At 71.7% G+C, this 20,697-nt stretch carries 18 protein-coding genes and 1 tRNA gene; 3 read left to right on the forward strand and 16 right to left on the reverse strand.

Features of this window, described 5'->3' with window-relative positions; genetic code table 11:
* Positions 1–18 precede the first annotated feature (18 nt).
* The 9 genes from OHS18_RS18650 to OHS18_RS18690 all read right to left on the reverse strand — a co-directional run bounded on the left by OHS18_RS18650 (position 19) and on the right by OHS18_RS18690 (position 8,842).
* Positions 19–1,389 carry an alkaline phosphatase family protein gene (locus OHS18_RS18650; RefSeq protein ID WP_328617910.1) on the reverse strand — a complete coding sequence of 457 codons (1,371 nt, stop codon included), beginning with the start codon at positions 1,387–1,389 and terminating at the stop codon, positions 19–21.
* A complete protein-coding gene (gene eboE, locus OHS18_RS18655; RefSeq protein WP_328617911.1) occupies positions 1,386–2,513 on the reverse strand; it encodes a metabolite traffic protein EboE in 1,128 nt (375 codons plus the stop codon). The genes OHS18_RS18650 and eboE overlap by 4 nt, the downstream gene beginning before the upstream one ends.
* Positions 2,510–3,361 carry a TatD family hydrolase gene (locus tag OHS18_RS18660; protein ID WP_328617912.1) on the reverse strand — a complete coding sequence of 284 codons (852 nt, stop codon included), beginning with the start codon at positions 3,359–3,361 and terminating at the stop codon, positions 2,510–2,512. Before OHS18_RS18660 ends, eboE begins: the two co-directional genes overlap by 4 nt.
* Entirely contained in the window at positions 3,361–3,906 is a 546-nt protein-coding gene (locus OHS18_RS18665; protein WP_328617913.1) for an EboA domain-containing protein, read from the reverse strand. Before OHS18_RS18665 ends, OHS18_RS18660 begins: the two co-directional genes overlap by 1 nt.
* The gene (locus tag OHS18_RS18670; RefSeq protein WP_328617914.1) at positions 3,903–4,724 is read right to left on the reverse strand and encodes a sugar phosphate isomerase/epimerase family protein; all 822 of its coding nucleotides are present in this window, start codon (positions 4,722–4,724) and stop codon (positions 3,903–3,905) included. The genes OHS18_RS18665 and OHS18_RS18670 overlap by 4 nt, the downstream gene beginning before the upstream one ends.
* Positions 4,721–5,548, reverse strand: coding sequence for an SCO3242 family prenyltransferase (locus OHS18_RS18675; protein ID WP_328618542.1), 828 nt, complete (start codon positions 5,546–5,548; stop codon positions 4,721–4,723). The genes OHS18_RS18670 and OHS18_RS18675 overlap by 4 nt, the downstream gene beginning before the upstream one ends.
* Complete coding sequence (locus OHS18_RS18680) at positions 5,545–6,654, reverse strand: inositol-3-phosphate synthase (RefSeq protein WP_328617915.1); 1,110 nt, start codon at positions 6,652–6,654, stop codon at positions 5,545–5,547. Before OHS18_RS18680 ends, OHS18_RS18675 begins: the two co-directional genes overlap by 4 nt.
* Before the next feature lie 109 nt (positions 6,655–6,763).
* Entirely contained in the window at positions 6,764–8,035 is a 1,272-nt protein-coding gene (locus OHS18_RS18685; RefSeq protein ID WP_328450870.1) for an ROK family transcriptional regulator, read from the reverse strand.
* Positions 8,036–8,380: 345 nt separating this feature from the next.
* On the reverse strand, positions 8,381–8,842 hold the full coding sequence (locus OHS18_RS18690) for a MarR family winged helix-turn-helix transcriptional regulator (RefSeq protein ID WP_328450868.1): 462 nt from the start codon (positions 8,840–8,842) through the stop codon (positions 8,381–8,383).
* 318 nt (positions 8,843–9,160) lie between these two features.
* On the opposite strand from OHS18_RS18690, the gene OHS18_RS18695 reads away from it, so the two are divergent.
* Positions 9,161–9,994: an aldo/keto reductase gene (locus OHS18_RS18695; protein WP_328617916.1), complete on the forward strand. Its 834-nt coding sequence runs from the start codon at positions 9,161–9,163 to the stop codon at positions 9,992–9,994.
* A 68-nt stretch (positions 9,995–10,062) separates the two neighbouring features.
* Here the strand turns inward: OHS18_RS18695 and OHS18_RS18700 are convergent, their stop codons facing one another.
* From OHS18_RS18700 to OHS18_RS18710, 3 genes are all read right to left on the reverse strand, one after another.
* Entirely contained in the window at positions 10,063–10,902 is an 840-nt protein-coding gene (locus OHS18_RS18700; RefSeq protein WP_328450863.1) for an SAM-dependent methyltransferase, read from the reverse strand.
* 133 nt (positions 10,903–11,035) lie between these two features.
* Complete coding sequence (locus OHS18_RS18705) at positions 11,036–12,133, reverse strand: sialidase family protein (protein WP_328617917.1); 1,098 nt, start codon at positions 12,131–12,133, stop codon at positions 11,036–11,038.
* A 63-nt stretch (positions 12,134–12,196) separates the two neighbouring features.
* Positions 12,197–12,607 (reverse strand): helix-turn-helix domain-containing protein, encoded by a 411-nt coding sequence (locus tag OHS18_RS18710; protein WP_328617918.1) that lies wholly within the window; start codon positions 12,605–12,607, stop codon positions 12,197–12,199.
* Between the two features lie 154 nt (positions 12,608–12,761).
* On the opposite strand from OHS18_RS18710, the gene OHS18_RS18715 reads away from it, so the two are divergent.
* Entirely contained in the window at positions 12,762–13,181 is a 420-nt protein-coding gene (locus OHS18_RS18715) for a hypothetical protein (protein ID WP_328450857.1), read from the forward strand.
* A gap of 130 nt (positions 13,182–13,311) precedes the next feature.
* Here the strand turns inward: OHS18_RS18715 and OHS18_RS18720 are convergent, their stop codons facing one another.
* From OHS18_RS18720 to OHS18_RS18730, 3 genes are all read right to left on the reverse strand, one after another.
* Positions 13,312–13,476, reverse strand: coding sequence for a hypothetical protein (locus OHS18_RS18720; protein ID WP_328450855.1), 165 nt, complete (start codon positions 13,474–13,476; stop codon positions 13,312–13,314).
* 125 nt (positions 13,477–13,601) lie between these two features.
* Positions 13,602–14,144, reverse strand: a complete 543-nt coding sequence (locus OHS18_RS18725) for a type 1 glutamine amidotransferase domain-containing protein (protein ID WP_328617919.1) — start codon at positions 14,142–14,144, stop codon at positions 13,602–13,604.
* 50 nt (positions 14,145–14,194) lie between these two features.
* Positions 14,195–15,835 carry a SpoIIE family protein phosphatase gene (locus OHS18_RS18730; protein ID WP_328617920.1) on the reverse strand — a complete coding sequence of 547 codons (1,641 nt, stop codon included), beginning with the start codon at positions 15,833–15,835 and terminating at the stop codon, positions 14,195–14,197.
* A gap of 139 nt (positions 15,836–15,974) precedes the next feature.
* Between OHS18_RS18730 and OHS18_RS18735 the strand changes: the two genes are divergently transcribed.
* Positions 15,975–20,639, forward strand: a complete 4,665-nt coding sequence (locus OHS18_RS18735) for a HAMP domain-containing protein (RefSeq protein ID WP_328458840.1) — start codon at positions 15,975–15,977, stop codon at positions 20,637–20,639.
* On the opposite strand, the gene OHS18_RS18740 is transcribed toward OHS18_RS18735, so the two are convergent.
* Positions 20,591–20,664, reverse strand: a tRNA-Gly gene (locus tag OHS18_RS18740). The two genes, OHS18_RS18735 and OHS18_RS18740, sit on opposite strands and share 49 nt — an antisense overlap.
* Between the last annotated feature and the right edge of the window lie 33 nt (positions 20,665–20,697).

Genomic DNA, 20,697 nt, shown 5'->3' on the forward strand with positions numbered 1-20,697 from the left:
CTGACCTCCTGGTGAGTCCTATCCGGTACGGACAGCCGCCGCGAGCAGCAGCTCCTTGACTTCGGTGGCGTGGACCTTTTCGCGCGCGAACACGGGGTCCGAGCACAGCAGCACCGGCCCGTCCTCGGGCGAGTCGGGCAGCCGGCCGTGGCTGCCGCGAACGGGCGCGGGGTCGAGCGGGACGACCTGCATCGAGTACCGCAGGCCGAGTTTCTTGCGGGCCAGCGCGGCCGCGGCCTTCAGCTTGACCCTCGGGTCGTTCGGGTCGAAGAACAGCTCGGCCGGGTCGTAGCCGGGCTTGCGGTGGATCTCGACGGTCTTCGCGAAGTCCGGCGCGCGGTCGTCGCTGAGCCAGTAGTAGTACGTGAACCAGGCGTCCGGTTCGGCGATCGCGACCAGCTCGCCCGCGCGTTCGTGGTCGATCCCGATGCCCGCCTGTCCTTCGCGATCGAGGACGACGTCTACTCCGGACAGTCCGGCGACGATGTCCCGCACGCGCGGGATGTCCGCCGGGTCGGCGACGTAGACGTGCGCGGCCTGGTGGTCGGCCACCGCGAACGCCCGCGACGTCCACGGGTCGAGGTACTCCATGCCCGCCTGGACGTACACGTTGAGCAGGCCCTCGCGGCGCAGCGCCCGGTTGATGTCCACCGGCCGGCTCGCGTTGGTGATGCCGTACTCCGACAGCGCGACGACGGTGTGCCCTCCCGCGGCCGCGAAGTCGAGCAGCGGCTTCAGCGCGGTGTCGATCTCGCGTGCGGCCGCCGCGGCCTGGGGCGCGTCCGGGCCGAAGCGCTGCAGGTCGTAGTCCAGGTGCGGGAGGTAGACCAGCGTGGTGTCGGGCCGGTCCTCCGCCATGATCTTCCGCGCGGCGGCGATGATCCACTTCGACGACGTGATCGCGGCCGTCGGGCCCCAGTAGGTGAACAGCGGGAACTCGCCGAGGGCGCCGACCAGGCGGTCGTGCAGCTGCGGCGGGTGGGTGTAGGCGTCCGGGGACTTCTTGCCGTCGGCGTGGTAGATCGGCCGCGGGGTGACGGTCAGGTCGACGTCCATGCCCATCGCGTACCACCAGCACACGTTGGCGACCTTGTGCCCGGCCTGGGCGCGCCGCGCCGCGTCCCAGAACTTGTCGCCCCGGACCAGCTTGTTGTGCTGGCGCCAGAGGAAGATCTCGCCGAGGTCGCGGAAGTACCAGCCGTTGCCGACGATGCCGTGCCCGGCCGGCTGCAGCCCGGTGAGGAACGTGGACTGCACCGAGCAGGTGACCGCGGGGAACACGGTGTCGAGCTGCGCGGTGAAGCCGGGTTCGGCCATCTTGCGCAGGTTCGGCATGTGCGGGAGCAGCCGGGGCGTCAAGCCCACGACGTCGAGAACGAGCAAACTCATCGGGTTACCTCTTCCAAGCCCAGTCCGATCAGGGAACGCCGGGTCCAGTCCAGCTCGGCGGTGATGCCCGCGACGAGCCCGGCGTCGTCGGCGGGTGCGTCCGGGAGCACCCGCCAGGTGTAGGTCTCGACCTCGATGTGGTCGGTGCGCGCGGTGGCGCCGCCGAACAGCTCGGCCAGGGTCGACGTCAGCACCGGCCGGGTCGACGTCAGCGGCGGTGCCGGGTCGGCGTGCAGCGGCACGTGGAAGTGCACCCGCCACGGCGCCTCGCCCGGCAGTCCCCCGGCCAGCGCGAGATCGAGGTCGTCGGCGCCCGGCGGGGCGCCTTCGTTGCTCTGGTGCAGGAACCGGGGCTCCACAAAGGACTGCAACGCCTCGCGCGTCGCGGGATCCGCCGGGTTCGCGGCTTCGAGGGCGGCCGACGCCTGGAGCTTGACGACGTCCAGCCCGGCCGCCTCCAGCCGGCCCAGCGCGGCCGCCGGGTCCTCGAACCCGACCGCGAGGTGACACGTGTCGAGGCAGACGCCCAGCCAGTCCTTGTCCACCTCGGACAGCAGCGACGCCGCCTGCGCCGTGGTCTCGATGACACAGCCGGGCTCCGGCTCGAACGCCACGCGCACCGGACGCTCCTGCTTCGCCAGCCCCTTGGCCAGCAGTTCGAGCTGACCGCCGTCGTCCCGCCACTCGGTGCGCCAGCCCAGCGGCAAAGTCGAGACGCTGCCACGGACGGCGTCCTCGGGCAGCAGCTCGCCCAGTAGCCGCGCGAGGTCGAGGGTGTACTGCGTCCGCTCGGGCGTCGACCAGTCCGGCCGGTAGACCTTGTGCTTGACGACCGGGTCGTGGAACCCCTGGTACGGGAACCCGTTGAGCGTGACGACCTCCAGGCCGCGCGTGGCCAGCTCGGTGCGCAGCCTCGCCACCGCCGCCGGATCGGAGACCAGCTCGGTCGCCACCGGCCGGGCCAGCCACAGGCCGAGCCCGAGCCGGTCGACGCCCAGGCGCTCCCGCACCGGCTCGCCGAAGCGGGCCAGCTGCGTGAGCACGCCGTCGAGGTCCTCGGCCTGGTGCACGTTGGTGCAGTAGGCGAGGTGGACGAGCGTGCCGTCGGGATGCCGGAACCTCACTTGCGCGCACCTCGCAGGATCGAGTTGCCCGCGAACTCGGCTTCCGGCGCCTCGCCGTCCAGCGAGAGGCGCCCGCTCTGGCCGTAGAACTCCACCGGGTTGCGCCACAGCACCAGGTCGACGTCGTCCTCGCCGAACCCGGCGGCCAGCATCGCGTCACCGGTCTTGCGGGTCTTGAGCGGGTCGCTCTTGCCCCAGTCGGCCGCGGAGTTCACCAGCACGCGCTCGGTCCCGTACTCCCGGAGGATCGCGACCATCCGCTCTTCGTCCATCTTCGTGTCCGGGTAGATCGAGAACCCCATCCAGGAGCCGGAGTCCTTGACCATCGCGACGGTCACCTCGTTGAGGTGGTCGAGCACGACCCGCTCGGGCGCGATGCCGGACTCGCGGACGACGGCGATGCTGCGCTCGGTGCCGGCCGCCTTGTCGCGGTGCGGCGTGTGCACCATCGCGGGCAGCTCGTGGTCGATCGCCAGCGCCAGTTGCGCGGCGAACACCTTGTCCTCCTCGGCGGTCATCGAGTCGTAGCCGATCTCGCCGACCGCGACCACGCCGTCCTTCTCCAGGTACCGCGGCAGCAGGTCGAGCACAGGCGCGCAGCGGGGATCGTTGGCCTCCTTGGGGTTCAGCGCGATCGTGCAGTGGTGGGTGATGCCGAACTGGCTCGCGCGGAACGGCTCCCAGCCGACCAGCGCGTCGAAGTAGTCGGTGAAGCTTCCGACGCTCGTGCGCGGCTGGCCCAGCCAGAACGCCGGCTCGACGAGCGCCCGGACGCCGGCGGCGTGCATCGCCGCGTAGTCGTCGGTGGTCCGGGAGCTCATGTGGATGTGCGGGTCGAAGATGCGCATCAGACGTCCTGTTCGGTCAGCAGCGGGAGGAGGTCGGCGGGCACGTCGCGGCCCGCGGCGGTGCGCTCGGCGGCGAACGACCGCATCATGCGCAGCAGCTCCTCGTCGGTCCGGCGGTCCAGCCCCGCGATGCCGGCCAGGGGAATGCCCATGAAGACGCACTTGAGCACGCCGTGGCGGTAGGCGGAGTCGTCCAGGTGCGCGGCGCCGTACTCCCCCATCGCGGCGGTGACGAGCCGAGTGTCGTTGGTGCGCAGCGCGTCCGCGACCAGTTCCGCCCCGGCGTCCCCGATGTCCACAACGGACAGTCCACGGAGGACGGCCCGCTTCTCGGCGGCGTCGCCGTAGCGGTAGAGGTCCGGCATCTCGGCGGCGGCCCCCGGAGCCGCTTCGAGCAGCTCCACCCGGGCCACGTCGTCGACCGTCCACCCCGGGACGTCCGAGGGCCCCCGGCCGACCTTGCGGCCGACGGCGGGGAACAGCGTGCGCAACGCCGTCGCGTCGGTCGCGACGTCGGACAGTGCCTTTTTCAGCCAGGCGTTCACGCCGCCACCGCCTTGCGCAGGAACTCCAGCGACTCGCGGGCGATCCGCGGCGCCGCGTGGCTGTCGCGCGGCAGTTCGACGGCGACCAGCCCGGAGTACGGCGACAGCGCTTCGAGCACCGGCGGGAAGTCGATCTCCCCCCGGCCGAACTCCAGGTGCTCGTGGGTGCCCCGGCGCATGTCGTCGATCTGGACGTTCACCAGCCGCGGCAGGGCGCGCCGGACGCAGTCGGGCACGGACGCCGTCTCGTTGCACCGGCAGTGCCCGATGTCCAGCGTCAGCCCGAACCGCGCCGGATCACCGAGGCGCCGGGCCAATTCGAAGTAGCCGTCGAGGTCCTCGACGAGCATCCCCGGCTCCGGCTCGAAGCCGAGCTTGACGTCGTGGTCGTCGGCGGCCTTGAGCACGTCCGAGCAGCCCGCGACCAGGAGATCCCAAGCGTCCTCAGTGGACAGATCGGCGGGCTTGTTGCCGCTCCAGAACGAGACGGCCTCGGCGCCGAGGTCCGCGGCGATCCCGACGGCGCGGGTCAGGAAGTCGATCCGCCCGGCCCGGTCCAGGTCGAGGAACGTCGGCGAGTGCTTGCGCCACGGGTCCAGCAGGAACCGGGCGCCCGTCTCGATCACGACGGCCAGCCCGAGCCGGTCCAGGTCCGCGGCCACGTCGGCGACGCGACGCGCGAGGTCCGGGCCGAACGGGTCGAGGTGCTGGTGGTCGAGCGTCAGCGCGACGCCGTCGTAGCCGAGGTCAGCCAGGACGCGCAGCGCGTCGCCGAGGCGGTGGTTGGCGAAGCCGTTGGTGCCGTACCCGAATCTCATGTCGGCGACACCTTCCGGCTCAGCGCCCGGGCGATCGGGAACGCGGCGGCCACGGCCAGCGCCGAGCGCCACGCGCCGGTGCGGGCGATCAGCCCGGCCTGCAACGGGATCATCCCGTGGATGCCGGCGCCGACCGCGCGCCGGATCATCGGCGCCTTCGGGTCGCGGACGGCGTCGTACTGCGCCCGCCCGGTCGTCACTGCGTACGTCCCGAGCAGCGCCGAGGCCAGTGGCCCGACACGCCCGGCGGCGACGCGGACCCCGGCCGTCGCGACCAACGTCGCGGCCGGCAGGGCGGGCGTGGCACCGTCCACTTCGGACCGCGACAGCGTTGTCACGGCCATCGTGTGCGCGCCGACCGTCAGCGCGGCGGGCAGGGCCGCCCGGGCGCCACCCGCCCCGAGCAGGACGTCCAGGGTCCGGGCCGCGGCCATCGCGACCGGCCCGAACGGCGTCGACTTGAGCACGAAGTCGTACGCCCACACGGTCGCGGCCAGCGGCAACGCGACGCGCAGCGCGCGCTTGCCCCCGGCGACCGCCGCGATGCCGAGACCACCCGCGGTGAGCCCGGTGGCGACCCCCAGGGCCGTGCCCGGCGTGATGCGGCCCGACGGGATCGGCCGCTCCGGCCGTTCCACCGCGTCGAGGTCGCGGTCGGCGTAGTCGTTGAGCGCCATGCCCGCCCAGTAGATGCAGACTGACGCGCCGGTCAGCGCCAGCGTGCGGCGGCCGAAGGGCCAGCCCGACGCGGCCGCCCCGGCGACGGCGTCCCCGGGCACGGTCAGCGCGGCGGGCGCGCGGACGAGTTCGATGAGCGCCTTCACCGGTGCGCCCACTCGCGCAGGGCCGCGTACTGCGACGCGAGGTCGTGCGGGCCGTCGCCGGCCGGGTCCTTGAAGAAGAACCCGAACTCGGCCACCGGCCCGGCGACGCCGTCGCGGCACGCCTTGGCGGTGAGCCGCGCGAGGTCGAGCACCAAGGGCGCGGCGAGCGCGGAGTCGCAGCCCTGCCAGGTGAGCTGCAGGGTCATGCGGGCGCCGAGGAAGCCTTCGAACAGCACGTGGTCCCAGGCGGTCTTCCAGTCGCCGAGCGCGGGCACGTAGTCGATGTGCACGTCGCCGTCGACGTCCCGGCCGAGGTTCTGCGAGAGCACCTGCTGCTTGGACGCGTTCTTGCTCGACGCCGCGCCGGGGTCGGCGAGGGTGGCGCCGTCGCCGCCGCCGAGCAGGTTGGTGCCCGACCACGACAGCACGTTCAGCGCGCGCTGGGCGAACATCGGCGCGAGCACCGACCGCAGCAGCGTCTCACCGGTCTTGCCGTCGCGGCCCGCGTACGGCAGGCCGGCCGTGCGCGCGAGTTCGTCCAGCGCCGGCAGCCGCGCGCCGGTCGACGGCGTGAAGTCGACAAAGCCACACCCCGCGCGGAACGCGGCGTAGGCGTACAACGCGCTGGGCGGGAGCACCTCCAACGCGTCTTCGAGGGCGGCCAGGGAGCCGTGCGCCGGGTGCGGCGCGCAGGGCGGTTCGGTGGAGGAGACGTTGAGCACCACGACGTGGTCCAGACCCTCCCGGAACGCCGTCAGGTCCGCGATGATCCGGTCGGCGGCCGCCCGGCCGTTCCCGGACGGCGCCGGGCGCAGCCGGGCCTCGGCCGCCTCCAGGTCGGCCGTGACCGGCCCCGGCAGCGTCGCGGGCAGCACGCCCGCCGCCACCAGGTGCTCGGCCCGCTTGACCAGCGGTGTGTCGACGACGTCGTGGCCCCCGAAGACCAGGTCCCCCAAGCCGGGCAGGTCCGCCCCGGCGAAGTCCGGCAGCTCGGTCACGCACCCCGTGCGCGCGGTCAGCCCCGCGCGCATCGCGGCGGCCCCGGCGATGGCCGTCGTGGCCACCGATCCCCGGGCCCCGATCAGCCAGACACCGATCTTCCCCATGGTTCCCTCCCTGTTCAGTGGTTCGGCTCGAGACCGCCGCTCGTTCGCCGGGCGTGCCGGAACCCACTCGATCTACATCGCCCTTCTGGATCAAGCGTTTCCACGAGGGTCATCCGCTGTCCCTTTCCGCGCCGACCGGCACCAGCGCCGGGTCGTCGAACACCGCCTGCAGCGCGACGTGCGCACCGCCGCGTGAAGCCGCCGAGAACCCGAGCCAGGACAGCTCGACGCGGCAGCCGCCGATGCCCGGCGCGATCACCCGGGCTTCGAGCTCGGTCATCATCGGGCCCAGCAGGTACGGCCCCAGCTGGGCGAAGTAGCCGCCCAGCAGCACCACCCGCGGGTTGAAGACGTTGACCAGCACGGCCGCGCCGACCCCGAGACCGGTACCGACCTGCGCGAGCGCGTCGAGCGTGCGCTTGTCCTTGAGCTGGGCGCGGCGGCGGATCATGTCGAGCCGCTGTTCGAGGTCGAGCGACGGGTCGTGCACCGGGTCGCTCGGCGACGCGGCGAGCCGCAGCATCCCGGCCAGCCCGACGAGCGTCTCCCAGCAGCCGCGGCGCCCGCAGCCGCAGACGCGCCCGGCCGGGTCGAGCTGGATGTGCCCGATCTCGCCGGAGAACCCTTCGGCGCCGCCGAGCAGCCGCCCCCCGGAGATCACCCCGCCGCCGACCCCGATTTCGCCGGTCAGGTACACGAGGTCCGCCGTCCCGGCGACGCTGCCCATCGCGTACTCGCCGAGCGCGCCGAGGTTCGCGTCGTTGGCCGTGCGGATCGGGAACGCCGGCGGGCCGAGGCGGCGGGTGAGCCGTTCGGTGATTCCGCGCACGACCGGGACGTCGGTCCAGTGCAGGTTCGGGGCGAAGGCGACGGTCCCGCTCGCGACGTCGACCAGGGCCGGGATCCCGACGGTCACCCCGGCCGGCACCACGCCGAGGCGGCGGCATTCCCGCAGCGCCCGGGCGGTCAGCTCGGCACCGGCGTCGAGCACCTTCTCGACGGGAAGCGCTTGCACGTCGAGCGCGACGCGTTGCTCGAAGAGGACGGCGCCGGTCAGGTCCAGCGCGAGGGCGGTGAGGTAGTCGACGTTGATCTCGACGCCGATCCCGCCGACCCCGCGGCCGTCGAGTTCGACGATCGTGCCGGGGCGACCCACCGAACCGGCCCGTTCACGCTCGCCTTCGCGGGCCAATCCGCGTTCGACGAGCTCCGAAACCAGGCTCGACACGGTCGCCTTGTTCAGCCCGGTGTCCGCGGCGATGCCCGCCCGCGACCGGGATCCCCCGTCCCGCAGGTGCCGCAGCACCAACGCCAGGTTCGTCCGGCGCACCGCGGCCTGGTCGGCCGGGCGCACCGGTTTGAGCGAGAAGGAGGAGTCCACGCCGACACCGCCCGAGTTCGTCTGGTGGGACAACAAATTAGGGCGGCCGGAACGAACGGGTCAACGAAGTAACCAGGCGCCGCCGCGGGACGAAACCGGCAAACACCGACCTGACCAGCGAAACTATCGGACACCGGCAGCAAAAGGGTCCCACGGATGGAGCAGGGGTTAAGGCGCGCGGCCGCCGTAATCCCCCCGCCGAACGGGACCGTCGCGCCATGCCCCGCTGAGCGGGACCCGCACGCGGGAATCCGCGGCCGCGCAAGCGCTTTCGCCCGCACGTCACGCATTTGTCGGTCGCCCCGACGAAACTTTCCGCAAGCACCGCCCCGAGGTGGCCTTGGGTCAGGCCGTGCGGGCGCCGGGGAAGGTGAGGGTGCCGAGGGCGCCGACCAAGGGAGCGAGTTCCGGGAGGGACTCGGCTTCGGCGAGCGCGTCGGCCAGCGCCGTGTCGTGGGTCGGCCGGGCCGCCGTCAGCAGGGCCTGACCCGCCGGCGTCACCTCGGTGTAGATACCGCGGCGGTCGTCCGCGCAGAGGTAGCGGGCCAGCAGGCCGCGGCCCTCCAGCCGCGTGACCAGCCTCGTCGTCGCCGACTGGCTGAGCACCACGGCGTTGGCGAGCTGGTTCATCCGCAGGTGGAAGCCGTCCTGGCGGGCGAGCACGTCGAGCACGGTGTACTCGCTCACCGAAAGTTCGTGGTCACGCTCGAGCGCGCGCTGCAGCCGATCCTCGATCCGCGCGTGCAACGCGGCCAGCGTCCGCCAGCCCTGCGCGCGCGCTTCGACGGCGTCGTCGTCCAGTGACACGGTTCACCCCTCCCCGGCTTGCCCGCACACCCTTGCACGCCGCACTATCAAGCTTGTGCAATATACGGCGCGTGCAACTATCTCGGACGCCTGTAGTTGCTCACGCCCGCAAGTCTACCTCGGCAACGCCGGGGGGCGGGTGGCTCGGCGGCCGGGCCGTCGAGTCCGGTCTCGGCTACACCGCCCCGACCGGATCGGCGCCGTGCCCGGCCTGGCCGTGGCGCTCGTCTCCGGTCCGCCCGACCGCAAGTCCCGGATCCGTTTCGAATCCGGGGAACGGGTACTCGCCCGATGAACCACCCACCGAAAGGACCCTTCGTGACCAGCGTGCCCGTGATCGAACTCAACAACGGCGTCCGGATGCCGCAGCTCGGCTTCGGCGTCTTCCAGGTCCCGGACGACGAGACCAAGGCCGCGGTGCAAGCCGCTCTCGAAGCGGGTTACCGCAGCATCGACACCGCGGCCGTCTACGGCAACGAAGCCGGCGTCGGCCAGGCCCTCGCCGAATCCGGCGTCGCCCGCGACGAGCTGTTCATCACCACCAAGCTGTGGAACTCCGCGCAGGGCTACGACGCGACGCTCAAGGCGTTCGACGAGAGCCTGGCGAAGCTCGGCCTGGAGCAGCTGGACCTGTACCTGATCCACTGGCCGACGCCCGAGCGCGACAAGTACCTCGACACCTGGAAGGCGTTCGAGAAGCTCTACACGGACGGCCGCGTCCGCGCGATCGGCGTGTCCAACTTCCAGCCCGCGCACCTCGAGCGCCTGCTCGACAACGCCGAGATCGCCCCGGCGCTCAACCAGGTGGAACTGCACCCGTACCTGCAGCAGCAGGAGGTCCGCGAGTTCGACGCGAAGCACGGCATCGCGACCGAGGCGTGGAGCCCGCTGGCCAAGGGCGGCTCGCTGCTGGGCGACCCGATCGTCGCGGAGCTTGCGGTCAAGCACGGCCGCACGCCCGCGCAGATCGTGCTGCGCTGGCACCTGCAGCTCGGCAACGTGGTGATCCCGAAGTCCGTTACTCCGTCACGGATCCAGGAGAATTTTGACCTGTTCGAGTTCACCCTCACGGAGGAGGAACTGGAGTCGCTGACGCCGCTGAACCGCGACGAGCGCACCGGCCCGGACCCGGACACCTTCAACGCGGCCTGATGCCGCAACGCCGTCAAGGCCACCTTTCGGGCGTCTGACGCCCGAAAGGTGGCCTTGACGGCAGGTGGTCAGAGCTTGCGGGCGACTCCGCCCAGCGTCAGGAAGTTCAGCTCGCTCAACGGGTGGATCCGCGGGCCGTCCGGCCACCATTCGTGCAGGTAGACCAATCCCGGCCGGAGCAGTTCGAGCCCGTCGAAGAAGGACGCGATCTGCTCGCGCGACCGGTGGACGCTGCCCAGCCCGGTGCCCTGGAAGCTGGTCTCCAGCAACCGCGCCAGTTCCTGGCGTGGCGAGTCCTCTTCCGGGTCGAAGTTGTGCGTGAGCAGCAGGTACGACCCGGGAGCGAGCGCCGCGACGTACTCCGAGACGATCTTCTTCGCCCGGTCGTAGTCGTCGATGTGGTGCACGATCGAGGTCAGGATCAGCGCCACCGGCCGGGAGAAGTCCAGGTGTTCCCGGACGACCGGGTCGGCGAGGGTTTCCACCGGTTTCGTCAGGTCCGCGCCCGTGACGTGGGTGAGGTAGTTCTCCTCCAGCAACGCGCGCCCGTGCACCTGCACGACCGGGTCGATGTCGACGTACACCACCTGCGCGTCGGGGTTGTATCTCTGGGCCACCTGGTGGGTGTTCTCCGCTGTCGGCATGCCCGAGCCCAGGTCCAGGAACTGGTCGATGCCACGTTTTCCGGCGAGGAACCGCACCGCGCGGACCAGCCAGTCGCGGTGTTCCTTCGCCATCGTGCGCGCGCCGGGCGCGATCGCCAGGAGCCGCCGCATCGCTTCGCGGTCGACTTCGTAGTGGTCGTGCCCGCCGAGCAGCGCGTCGGACAGCCGGGCCAAGCTCGCCTTGCTGAAATCGAGGGCGGCAGCGCCACCCTCGGCCCCGGACCGCAGGTCCCCAGGCGTCATCGACTCTCCCTCGTCGAGCGGCGACCGGCCCCTGCCCCGGGCCCGGCCACCGTGTCCGGCAACGGACAGTGCTCAGACTACGACATGGCGTTCATCAAGTGAACCGCGCAAGGGCCTTGCCTGCCAGGCACAATCAGCCGAACAGGAGTTCGTGCCAGCTCCTTCCGCCGTCCGTGGACCGGTACACAGCGGAGCCGCCGGCCGCGTCGGGCTGGCCGTCGACGACCACTCCGGTGCCGCCTCCCGGGAAGTCCAGATCGGTCAGGCTGAGCCCGCGTTCCGACAGGACGGTCGTCGTCCACGTGCGACCGCCGTCGGCGGTGCGGTGCAGGAAGCCGACGCCGCCGCCCTCCGCCGCGACCGTCGCGGACGTCGGCGACGCCGCGCCGAAGCCCTGCGTGATCCCGACGACCGGAGCCGCGTCGGTGCCGCTGAACGTGCCGCCGAGCCGCGGCGCGTGCCGCAGGCTGCGTTCCGTCGAGCCCGGCTGGGGCGAGCCGGGACTGCTGCTGCACAACGCCACGACCTGCTTGTCCCGGACGCCGGCGAGCGACGCGACCGTCCCCGTCGGGCACGGCGGCGCGGCCGGGGTGAAGCGGACGCCGTCACGCGAGGTCCAGTACTTCTCGTCGCCGTAGTTCGCGCCGAGCGCGACCTGCAGGCCACCGCCGACCGCGACGTCGCCGTAGGTGATGTCCCCGGTGACCGCGAAGCCCGGCATCGGGACGAGCACCGGCGAACCGGCGGCCGCCGAGTACAGCCGTGTCGAGCCGCGGTCCTCGCCGTAGGTGCTGAGCACGGCGAACACCCGGCCGCCGGTTTCGGTGATCTTCGAGACGTAGAAGGGTTCCCGCGCGTCGACGAGGCCGACCGGGTGCCAGGTCGCGCCGCCGTCCCGCGTCGTCCGCACGTGCACGCCGTCGCTGACGTAGGCGACGCGGTCGGTGACGAACGTCAGCGCGACGTGGTTGTGGTTGTCCGGCAGCGGCATCGAGGGCGCGCCGAGGCGCCGCCAGTGCCGCCCGGCGTCGGTCGTGCCCAGCAGCGCCGGACACCACGACTTCGCGCAGGGCGAGTAGCCGAGGACGTAGCCCGTGTCCGCGCCGGTCCAGCTGGTCGACGCGGGCTGGAACCCTTTCGGGACAACGGTTTCCGCCGAGGCGGGCGAAGCGGGGACGACCAGGGAAGCGAGGACGGACAGCGTCAGTGCCGTGCGCCGGAGAAGTCTCATGATCACCTGGACGTGCCGTGGCGGCCCGGGTTGCCCGCCCCGGGCGAGGTTCAGCCGCCCGGCTCAGCCCAGGCCTTCGACGAACCCCGCGACCATCCGCAGCAGGTCCGCGCCGGCCGCGAGGTCGCCGAGCACGATGAGCTTCAGGACGGACTTCTCCTTGTCGTAGATCGTTTCGACGCGCACGGACTGCGGGCCCTGCAACGACGCGTGGACGAGGGTGGCGATCCGGTCCGCCGTCGCGCGGTCGACGTGCTCGATCTCGGCGACGCCCGAGAGGTCCGCCTTCTTGGCGGCCGCCGGCGCGGCGGCCGGGAGCCCGGTGAAGGCCGCGAGGTCGGCCGAGGTGATCCGGTACTGCTTGCCGATGCGGACCGCCTTCAGCCGCCCGTCCCGCACGTAGTTCCGGACGGTCCGGACGTGCAGGCCGAGCTGCGTGGCGACCTGCTCGACGGAGTAGACCTCCTGCGCCATGACCCTCCTCGGATTCCGCAAAATACCCTATCACGCCCCTAGTAAGGAAGTTTTCGGAACATCCGGTTTGCCGGTCCCGGCACCGGGTACTCCCCCTGCGCACCGCACGCCCCAGATCCGTCCACTGAGGACAGTCGAAAGGACGGCGCCGACGATGCCGTATCCCCCTCCCCCGGAGCAGCCCTACGATCCGCGGTACGAAGCCGCCGCGACCGAAGAAGTCGTGGAGCGCACCCATCCGCGCATCCGGATCGTGCGCACCGTCAACGCGCTCATCCATCTCGTGTGCGCGGTGTTCGCGCTGGTCCTCGCCGTGCACATCGTGCTGGTCTTCGGCGAGGCGAACGCGGCGAACGGCTTCGCGCACCTCATCTCCGAGTGGTCGGCCGGCGTCTCGCTCGGCCTGCGCGACCTCTTCACGCCGGACTCCGAGAAGTTCCGGGTCTTCTGCAACGACGGCCTGGCCGCGGTCATCTGGCTCGTCATCGGCGCGGTGCTGACCGACGTCATCACGCGCATCGGCGCGCCCGGCCCGAAGCGGGTCTGGTACCGCCGGCGCAGCAGCTACCGCTGACCAGCCGACACTAGCCATTCACCAAGAAGCCCTCCCCAGTCCGCTGGGGAGGGGTTCTTTCTCGCGCCCGCTCCGGGCGGAATGAAAGAGCCCCCGGACGCGATCCGGGGGCCTTTCGGGTGCGGGAGACTCAGCTCTGCTGCGGTTGTTCGGCAACGGTCTCGACCGGCGCCGATTCCGGCTGCGGGAGGACCTCGGCGGCGTCGGCGGCCCGGGGCGCGGGAACGTCCTGGGCGGCGACCACGTCGAAGTGTTCACGGCACCAACGGCCGTAGCGCCTCGCGTTCACTGTCATTGCGTCCACCTCCTCCCGGTGTTCCCGGTCACCTCTCAGCGTCCTCCGCCGGAACGCCGAAAGCCAACATATTTAAGCCGGACTTAAGGACACGGCCGGGTGAACGTCCACAGAGGACGGCCCGGTCAGCCCGCGAACTCCCGCACCACCGCGGCGCAGAACGCCGGCAGGTCGTCCGGGTTGCGGCTGGAGACCAGGCCGTCGTCCACTACTACTTCTTCGTCGACGACCGTGGCCCCCGCGTTACGCAGATCGGTCCGGATGCTCGGGTACGACGTCAAGGTGCGGCCACGTACGACATCCGCTTCGACGAGCGTCCACGGACCGTGGCAGATCACGCCGACCGGCTTGCCCGCGCGCACGAAGTCGCCCACGAACTTCACCGCTTCGGGGTTCACCCGCAGGTTGTCGGGGTTCATCGTGCCGCCCGGCAGCAACAGCGCGTCGAAGTCGCCGATCGCCACGTCGGAAACCTTGCGGTCGACGGCGAACGTGTCGCCCTTGTCGATGTCGCCGTTCATGGCCTGGATCTCGCCCGTGTCGAGCGACACGAGCTCGACGGTCGCGCCCTCGTCGAGGACGGCCCGGCGCGGCTGCTCCAGCTCGACCTGTTCGACGCCGTCCGCGGCCAGGATCGCGACCCGGCGGCCTTCAAGTGCATTCGCCATGGAATCGGAATTACCCGCTCCGGCCGGCGGCAAACGCGGGCGGCGGACGATCAGTCCGCGCACTCCACGGCCAGCACGGCGATGTCGTCGTGGGCGGAGCTGCCGAGCCAGTCGCGCACGGCCTGGCGCAGCCGCCGGACGACCTCGCGGGCCGGTTGCCCGGCCGCGGCCGTCAGCACCGCGCGCAGCCGGTCGTCGCCGAACAGCTCCGACGGGTCGTGGCGGTTGCGGGCCTCGGTGATGCCGTCGGTGTAGAGCAGGCACAGGTCGCCCGGCCCCAGCCGCACCCGCGCTTCGGCGAACCGGGCCTGGGGTGAGATGCCGACCAGCGTGCCCGGGACGGTGACCTCTTCGACGCCGCCCGCGTGCCGCACGATCAGCGGTGCCGGGTGCCCACCCGAGGCCAGCGTCAGGTCGACGCCCCCTTCCGACGGTGTGGCCGTGCCGAGCACCAGGGTGGCGAACCGGCTGCTGCCGCCCGCGATGAGCAGCTCGTTGAGCAGCCGCAGCAGGGTCCGGCCGTCGCGTTCGACCATGGCGAGCGCGGTCAGCGCGTGCCGGACCCGCCCGGTCAGCGCGGCGGCCTCGGCGCCCTTGCCGCAGATGTCGCCGAGCACCAGGAACGCGCTGCCGTCGTCGTGCGGGAGGACGTCGTAGAAGTCGCCGCCGACCGTGAGCACCCCGGCGGCCGGCTCGTACCAGGTCTCGAAGCGCGCGCCGTCCAGCTCGGGCGGGTCGGCCGGGCGCAGCGTGGTCTCCAGGCCGCGCGTCGCCTCCTCCTGCCGGGCGTAGCGCTGGGCGTTGGCCAGCGCCGTGCCGGACGCCTTCGCGAACTCGACGACCGCGCGGTCCTGCTCGCCGCCGAACTCCGGGTCCGCGCGGCGGCCCAGCAGCAGCGCGCCGGTGACCCCGGCGCTCACGCTCGGGCCCAGCGAGACGACGGTGACCTCGGCGTGCCCGGCGAACCGGTCGGCGACGACCGACGGCAGCGTGGCGACCTCGGCCGCGGGCACCGGGACCGGCCGCGGCCGGCCGGTGGCGCCGAACGTCGCCGCCAGCACCGGCGCGACCTGGGTGGGCACCCGCCGGATCCGGCCGTGGCCGTGCGCGGACGGGTTCTCGCAGCTCCACCACTCCCACCGGCCGCGGGTGGTGGGCAGGAGCACGAACACGGTCTCGGCCAGCGCGGCCGCGGCGATCTCGGCGATCACGCGGGCGGTGCCGTGGCGGCCGCGCGCGGCCGCCAGCCGGGGGCCGGCCTCGGCCAGGAAGTCGCTCACGCGCCGCTGCGGGACGTCGACGCGTTCGGTGCGCGCCTCGTCGAGGCTGGGGACCGTCCACGCGTGCCAGCCGCCCGGCAGGGCCCGGACGCGCGCGGGGTGGCGGTGGCCCGCCACTTCGACGTGCCCGAACAGCTGCCCTGCGGGGGCCTGGGTGGCGGAGCCCCCGGCCCGGGGCGCAGCCCCGGTCGTCAAGGTCCCGGCGACCGGGTGCAGCTTCGGCTCGATGTCGCCGGTCAGCGTCCGCGCGGCGGGGTTCGCCCAGCGCAGCACGCTCGCGGCGTCCTGCAGGAAGACGGCGTCGCGGACGTCCTCGAGGACGGCCCGGCCGAAGGCGTCGAACCCCGGCGGCGCGTCATCGCCGGCCATCGGCGGCAGGGCTGCCGACGCCGGTGCCGGACGTGACACCATGCACGGACCTCCTGCCTCCGGACTGCTATCGCACGGCTACCGCGTGAGCGGGCGGACTGGCTCGAAGTGTAGGGCGAATCATGGCACGCTGGGCCAACGACCATGGCTGGCGCATGCGTGGTGGAGAGGGTCGGCACACATGACAACGGAATCCCAGGGCGAAGCAGCGGCGCTGGAGCGGCTGCTCGTGGCGGTGCGGGATCTCGGGGACGGCAACTTCCGGCGGCGGCTCGTGCCGCACGGCGACGGCGTCTCGGCGCAGCTCGCCGTCGCGTTCAACGACATCGCCGAGCGCAACCAGCGGCTCGTGAGCGAGCTGCTGCGGGCGCGCACGGCGGTCGGCCAGGAAGGCAGGCTGCTCGAACGGCTGGAGACCGAGGTCGGCCCCGGCGGCTGGGCCACCGCCGTCGACGCCGTCAACGGCCTGATCGACGACCTCACGCGACCGGCCATCGAGCTGGAGCGCGTGCTCGGCGGCGTCGCCGACGGCGACCTGTCCCAGCCGATGACCCTCACCCTCGACGGCCGCCCGCTGCAGGGCGCGTACGCCACGCTGGCGAAGACGGTCAACGGACTCATCGCGCAGCTGACGCGCTTCGCCGTCGAAGTGACGAGGCTCTCCCGCGAGATCGCGGGTGAGGGACGTCTCGGCGGCCAGGCGGTCGTCCCGGGCGTGTCCGGGACCTGGCGCGACCTGACCGACTCGGTCAACTTCATGGCCGACAACCTCACTGAGCAGGTCCGCAACATCGCGCAGGTCACCACGGCCGTCGCGCGCGGCGACCTGACCCAGAAGATCAACGTCGACGCCCGCGGCGAGATCCTCGAGCTCAAGAACACCATCAACACCATGGTCGACCAGCTCTCGTCGTTCGCCGACGAGGTCACCCGCGTCTCCCGCGAGGTCGGCTCGGACGGCAAGCTCGGCGGCCAGGCCCAGGTGCCGGGGGTCGCCGGCACCTGGCGTGACCTCACCGACTCGGTCAACCTGATGGCCGACAACCTGACCGACCAGGTCCGCGGGATCTCCCAGGTGGCCACGGCGGTGGCCACCGGCGACCTGACGAAGAAGATCGACGTCGACGCCCGCGGCGAGATCCTGCAGCTGAAGAACACGCTCAACACGATGGTCGACCAGCTCTCGGCGTTCGCCGGGGAGGTCACCCGCGTCGCGCGCGAGGTCGGCAGCGAGGGCAAGCTCGGCGGCCAGGCCGAGGTGGCCGGCGCGGCCGGGACGTGGCGCAGCCTCACCGACTCGGTCAACGGGATGGCCGACAACCTGACCGACCAGGTCCGCAACATCTCCCACGTGACCACGGCCGTGGCGAAGGGCGACCTGACGCAGAAGATCACCGTCGACGCCCGCGGCGAGATCCTCGAGCTCAAGACGACCATGAACACGATGGTCGACCAGCTCTCCGCCTTCGCCGACGAAGTCACCCGCGTCGCCCGCGAAGTGGGCACCGAGGGTCAGCTGGGCGGGCAGGCGCAGGTCCCCGGCGTCGCCGGCACCTGGCGCGACCTCACCGGCTCGGTGAACTTCATGGCGAACAACCTGACCACCCAGGTCCGCAACATCGCCCAGGTCGCGACGGCCGTCGCGCGCGGCGACCTGACCCAGAAGATCGCGGTCGACGCCCGCGGCGAGATCCTGGAGCTCAAGACCACGCTCAACACGATGGTCGACCAGCTCTCCGCGTTCGCCGACGAAGTCACCCGCGTCGCCCGCGAGGTCGGCACCGAGGGCAAGCTCGGCGGCCAGGCCACCGTGCCCGGCGTCGCCGGGACCTGGAAGGACCTCACCGACAACGTCAACTTCATGGCGAACAACCTGACCGACCAGGTCCGCAACATCGCCACGGTGACGTCGGCGGTCGCGAAGGGCGACCTGACCCAGAAGATCTCGGTCGACGCCCGGGGCGAGATCCTCGAACTCAAGACCACGCTCAACACGATGGTCGACCAGCTCTCCGCCTTCGCCGACGAAGTCACCCGCGTCGCCCGCGAGGTCGGCACCGAAGGCAAGCTCGGCGGCCAGGCCACCGTCCGCGGCGTCGCGGGCACGTGGAAGGACCTCACCGACAACGTCAACGTCATGGCCACCAACCTGACCGACCAGGTGCGCAGCATCGCCACCGTGGCGACCGGCGTGGCCAACGGCGACCTGTCGAAGAAGATCTCGATCGTCGCCCAAGGCGAGGTCGCGGCGCTGGCCGAGACCCTCAACGGCATGGTGGAGACGCTGCGCGCGTTCGCCGACGAGGTCACGCGCGTCTCGCGCGAGGTCGGCACCGAAGGCATCCTCGGCGGTCAGGCGCGGGTCCCCGGCGTGGCCGGGACCTGGAAGGACCTGACCGAGAACGTCAACTTCATGGCCCACAACCTGACCAGCCAGGTGCGGAACATCTCGCAGGTCACCACGGCCGTCGCGCGGGGCGACCTGACGAAGAAGATCGACGTCGACGCCCGCGGCGAGATCCTCGAGCTCAAGACGACCATGAACACGATGGTCGACCAGCTCTCGGCGTTCGCCTCCGAGGTCACGCGCGTGGCGCGTGAAGTCGGCACCGAGGGCAAGCTGGGCGGCCAGGCCGAGGTCGACGGCGTGTCCGGCACCTGGCAGCGGCTCACCGAGAGCGTGAACCAGCTGGCCGGGAACCTGACCACCCAGGTCCGCGCGATCGCGCAGGTGGCCACCGCGGTGACGGCGGGCGACCTGACCCGGCACATCACGGTCGACGCGTCCGGGGAGGTCGCGGACCTCAAGGACAACATCAACCAGATGATCGCGAACCTCAAGGAGACGACGCGGACCAACACCGAGCAGGACTGGCTGAAGACCAACCTCGCCCAGCTGTCCGGCCGGATGCAGGGGCACCGCGACCTCGCGTCGGTCGGCGCGCTGATCCTGTCCGAGCTGGCGCCGCTGGTCCGCGCCCAGCAGGGCGCGTTCTTCCTGGCCCGCGACGACGACTCGGGCGGCACGGTGCTGGAGTGCATCGCCGCCTACGGCCTCGCCCAGTCCCGCGCCGGCCTGCGGTTCGCGATCGGCGAGTCGCTGATCGGGCAGGCCGCCGTCGACCACCGCACGATCCTGGTCCACCACGCGCCGCCGGAGTACGCGCTGGTGTCGTCCGGGCTCGGCTCGGCGTCGCCGGTCAACCTGATCGTGCTGCCGGTGCTGTTCCAGGGCGAGGTGCTCGGGGTGCTGGAGCTGGCCTCGGTCAACGAGTTCAGCACCGTCCACCAGGACCTGCTGGAGCAGCTGCGGCACACGATCGGTGTCAACGTCAACACGATCCTGTCGAACTCCCGCACCGAGGCGCTGCTCACCGAGTCGCAGCGGCTGGCGCAGGAGCTGCGCGCGCGGTCCGAGCAGTTGCAGGCCCAGCAGGGCGAGCTGCGGCGGTCCAACACCGAGCTGGCCGAGAAGGCCGCGCTGCTCGCCCAGCAGAACCGCGACATCGAGGTCAAGAACAGCGAGATCGAGCAGGCCCGCCAGGAACTGGAGGAGCGCGCCGGGCAGCTGACGGTCGCGTCGCAGTACAAGACCGAGTTCATGGCGAACATGTCGCACGAGCTGCGGACGCCGCTGAACAGCGCGCTGATCCTGGCGAAGCTGCTGTCGGAGAACCCCGAGGGCAACCTCACCGAGAAGCAGATCCAGTTCGCCCGCACGATCTACGCGGCGGGCTCCGACCTGCAGCAGCTGATCAACGACATCCTCGACCTGGCGAAGGTCGAGGCGGGCCGGCTCGACATGCAGATGTCGGACATCACGCTGCCCGAGCTGGTGGACTACGTCGAGTCGCTCTGCCGGCCCCTCACGGCCGACAAGGGCCTCGAGTTCGCCGTCCACATCGACCCGCCGGTGCCGGGCAGCGTCCACACCGACGAGCACCGCCTCCAGCAGATCCTGCGCAACCTGCTCTCGAACGCGGCGAAGTTCACCGACGAGGGCGGCGTCCGCCTGCACATCCGCGCGGCCGACCCGGCCGAGGTCGAGCAGGAGGCGCTGCGGAACGCGCCGGGCATCATCGCGTTCGCCGTCGAGGACACCGGCATCGGCATCCCCGCGGAGAAGCTGGCGGTCATCTTCGAGGCGTTCCGCCAGGCCGACGGCACCACGAGCCGCAAGTACGGCGGCACCGGCCTGGGCCTCAACATCAGCCAGCAGCTGACCGAGCTCCTGGGCGGCGAACTGCGCGTGGTCAGCGAGCCGGGCAAGGGTTCGACGTTCACGCTCTACCTCCCGGTGGCGGCGTCGAACCTGGTGGACCCGGCGGTGACGGCCCTGTCATCGCCGCGTCTGCCTCCGGTCCCCAGCACGGTCCTGGTGGCCGCCCCCGACATCGCCCCGAAGCGCTTCCAGGGCGAGAAGGTCCTGATCGTCGACGACGACCTGCGCAACGTGTTCGCCCTGGCCGCGGTCCTGGAACAGGCCGGCCTGGAAGTCGTCTACGCCGAAACGGGTGTCGACGGCATCCGCGCCCTGGAACGCAACGAGGACACGGCACTGGTCCTGATGGACGTGATGATGCCGGAACTCGACGGCAACGCGACCATCGCGGCGATCCGGGCCGAGGCGGCCAACGCCGACCTCCCGGTGATCGCGGTGACCGCGAAAGCCACCGCGGAAGACCGCGCCCGGACCCTGGCCAGCGGCGCCGACGACTACATCACCAAGCCGGTCGACACCGACAAACTGCTGGACGTGATAGCCGCCAAGCTCGAGGCGGACGCCGCCTCGGCCGTTGGAGCGGGTGACGGGAATCGAACCCGCGTAGCTAGTTTGGAAGACTAGGGCTCTACCATTGAGCTACACCCGCGTGCCCCCGAGGTACCCGGGTGCGAGGTCAGCT

The organism is Amycolatopsis sp. NBC_00355 (assembly GCF_036104975.1).
Taxonomy (GTDB): Bacteria; Actinomycetota; Actinomycetes; order Mycobacteriales; family Pseudonocardiaceae; genus Amycolatopsis.

What these genes read in the sequence shown, in the direction of transcription:
- OHS18_RS18650 (WP_328617910.1), bottom strand. Translation starts at nt 1,389, where the DNA reads ATGAGTTTGCTCGTTCTCGACGTCGTGGGCTTGACGCCCCGGCTGCTC.
- OHS18_RS18660 (WP_328617912.1), bottom strand. Translation starts at nt 3,361, where the DNA reads ATGCGCATCTTCGACCCGCACATCCACATGAGCTCCCGGACCACCGAC.
- OHS18_RS18670 (WP_328617914.1), bottom strand. Translation starts at nt 4,724, where the DNA reads ATGAGATTCGGGTACGGCACCAACGGCTTCGCCAACCACCGCCTCGGC.
- OHS18_RS18680 (WP_328617915.1), bottom strand. Translation starts at nt 6,654, where the DNA reads ATGGGGAAGATCGGTGTCTGGCTGATCGGGGCCCGGGGATCGGTGGCC.
- OHS18_RS18700 (WP_328450863.1), bottom strand. Translation starts at nt 10,902, where the DNA reads ATGACGCCTGGGGACCTGCGGTCCGGGGCCGAGGGTGGCGCTGCCGCC.
- OHS18_RS18705 (WP_328617917.1), bottom strand. Translation starts at nt 12,133, where the DNA reads ATGAGACTTCTCCGGCGCACGGCACTGACGCTGTCCGTCCTCGCTTCC.
- OHS18_RS18710 (WP_328617918.1), bottom strand. Translation starts at nt 12,607, where the DNA reads ATGGCGCAGGAGGTCTACTCCGTCGAGCAGGTCGCCACGCAGCTCGGC.
- OHS18_RS18715 (WP_328450857.1), top strand. Translation starts at nt 12,762, where the DNA reads ATGCCGTATCCCCCTCCCCCGGAGCAGCCCTACGATCCGCGGTACGAA.
- OHS18_RS18720 (WP_328450855.1), bottom strand. Translation starts at nt 13,476, where the DNA reads ATGACAGTGAACGCGAGGCGCTACGGCCGTTGGTGCCGTGAACACTTC.
- OHS18_RS18725 (WP_328617919.1), bottom strand. Translation starts at nt 14,144, where the DNA reads ATGGCGAATGCACTTGAAGGCCGCCGGGTCGCGATCCTGGCCGCGGAC.
- OHS18_RS18730 (WP_328617920.1), bottom strand. Translation starts at nt 15,835, where the DNA reads ATGGTGTCACGTCCGGCACCGGCGTCGGCAGCCCTGCCGCCGATGGCC.
- OHS18_RS18735 (WP_328458840.1), top strand. Translation starts at nt 15,975, where the DNA reads ATGACAACGGAATCCCAGGGCGAAGCAGCGGCGCTGGAGCGGCTGCTC.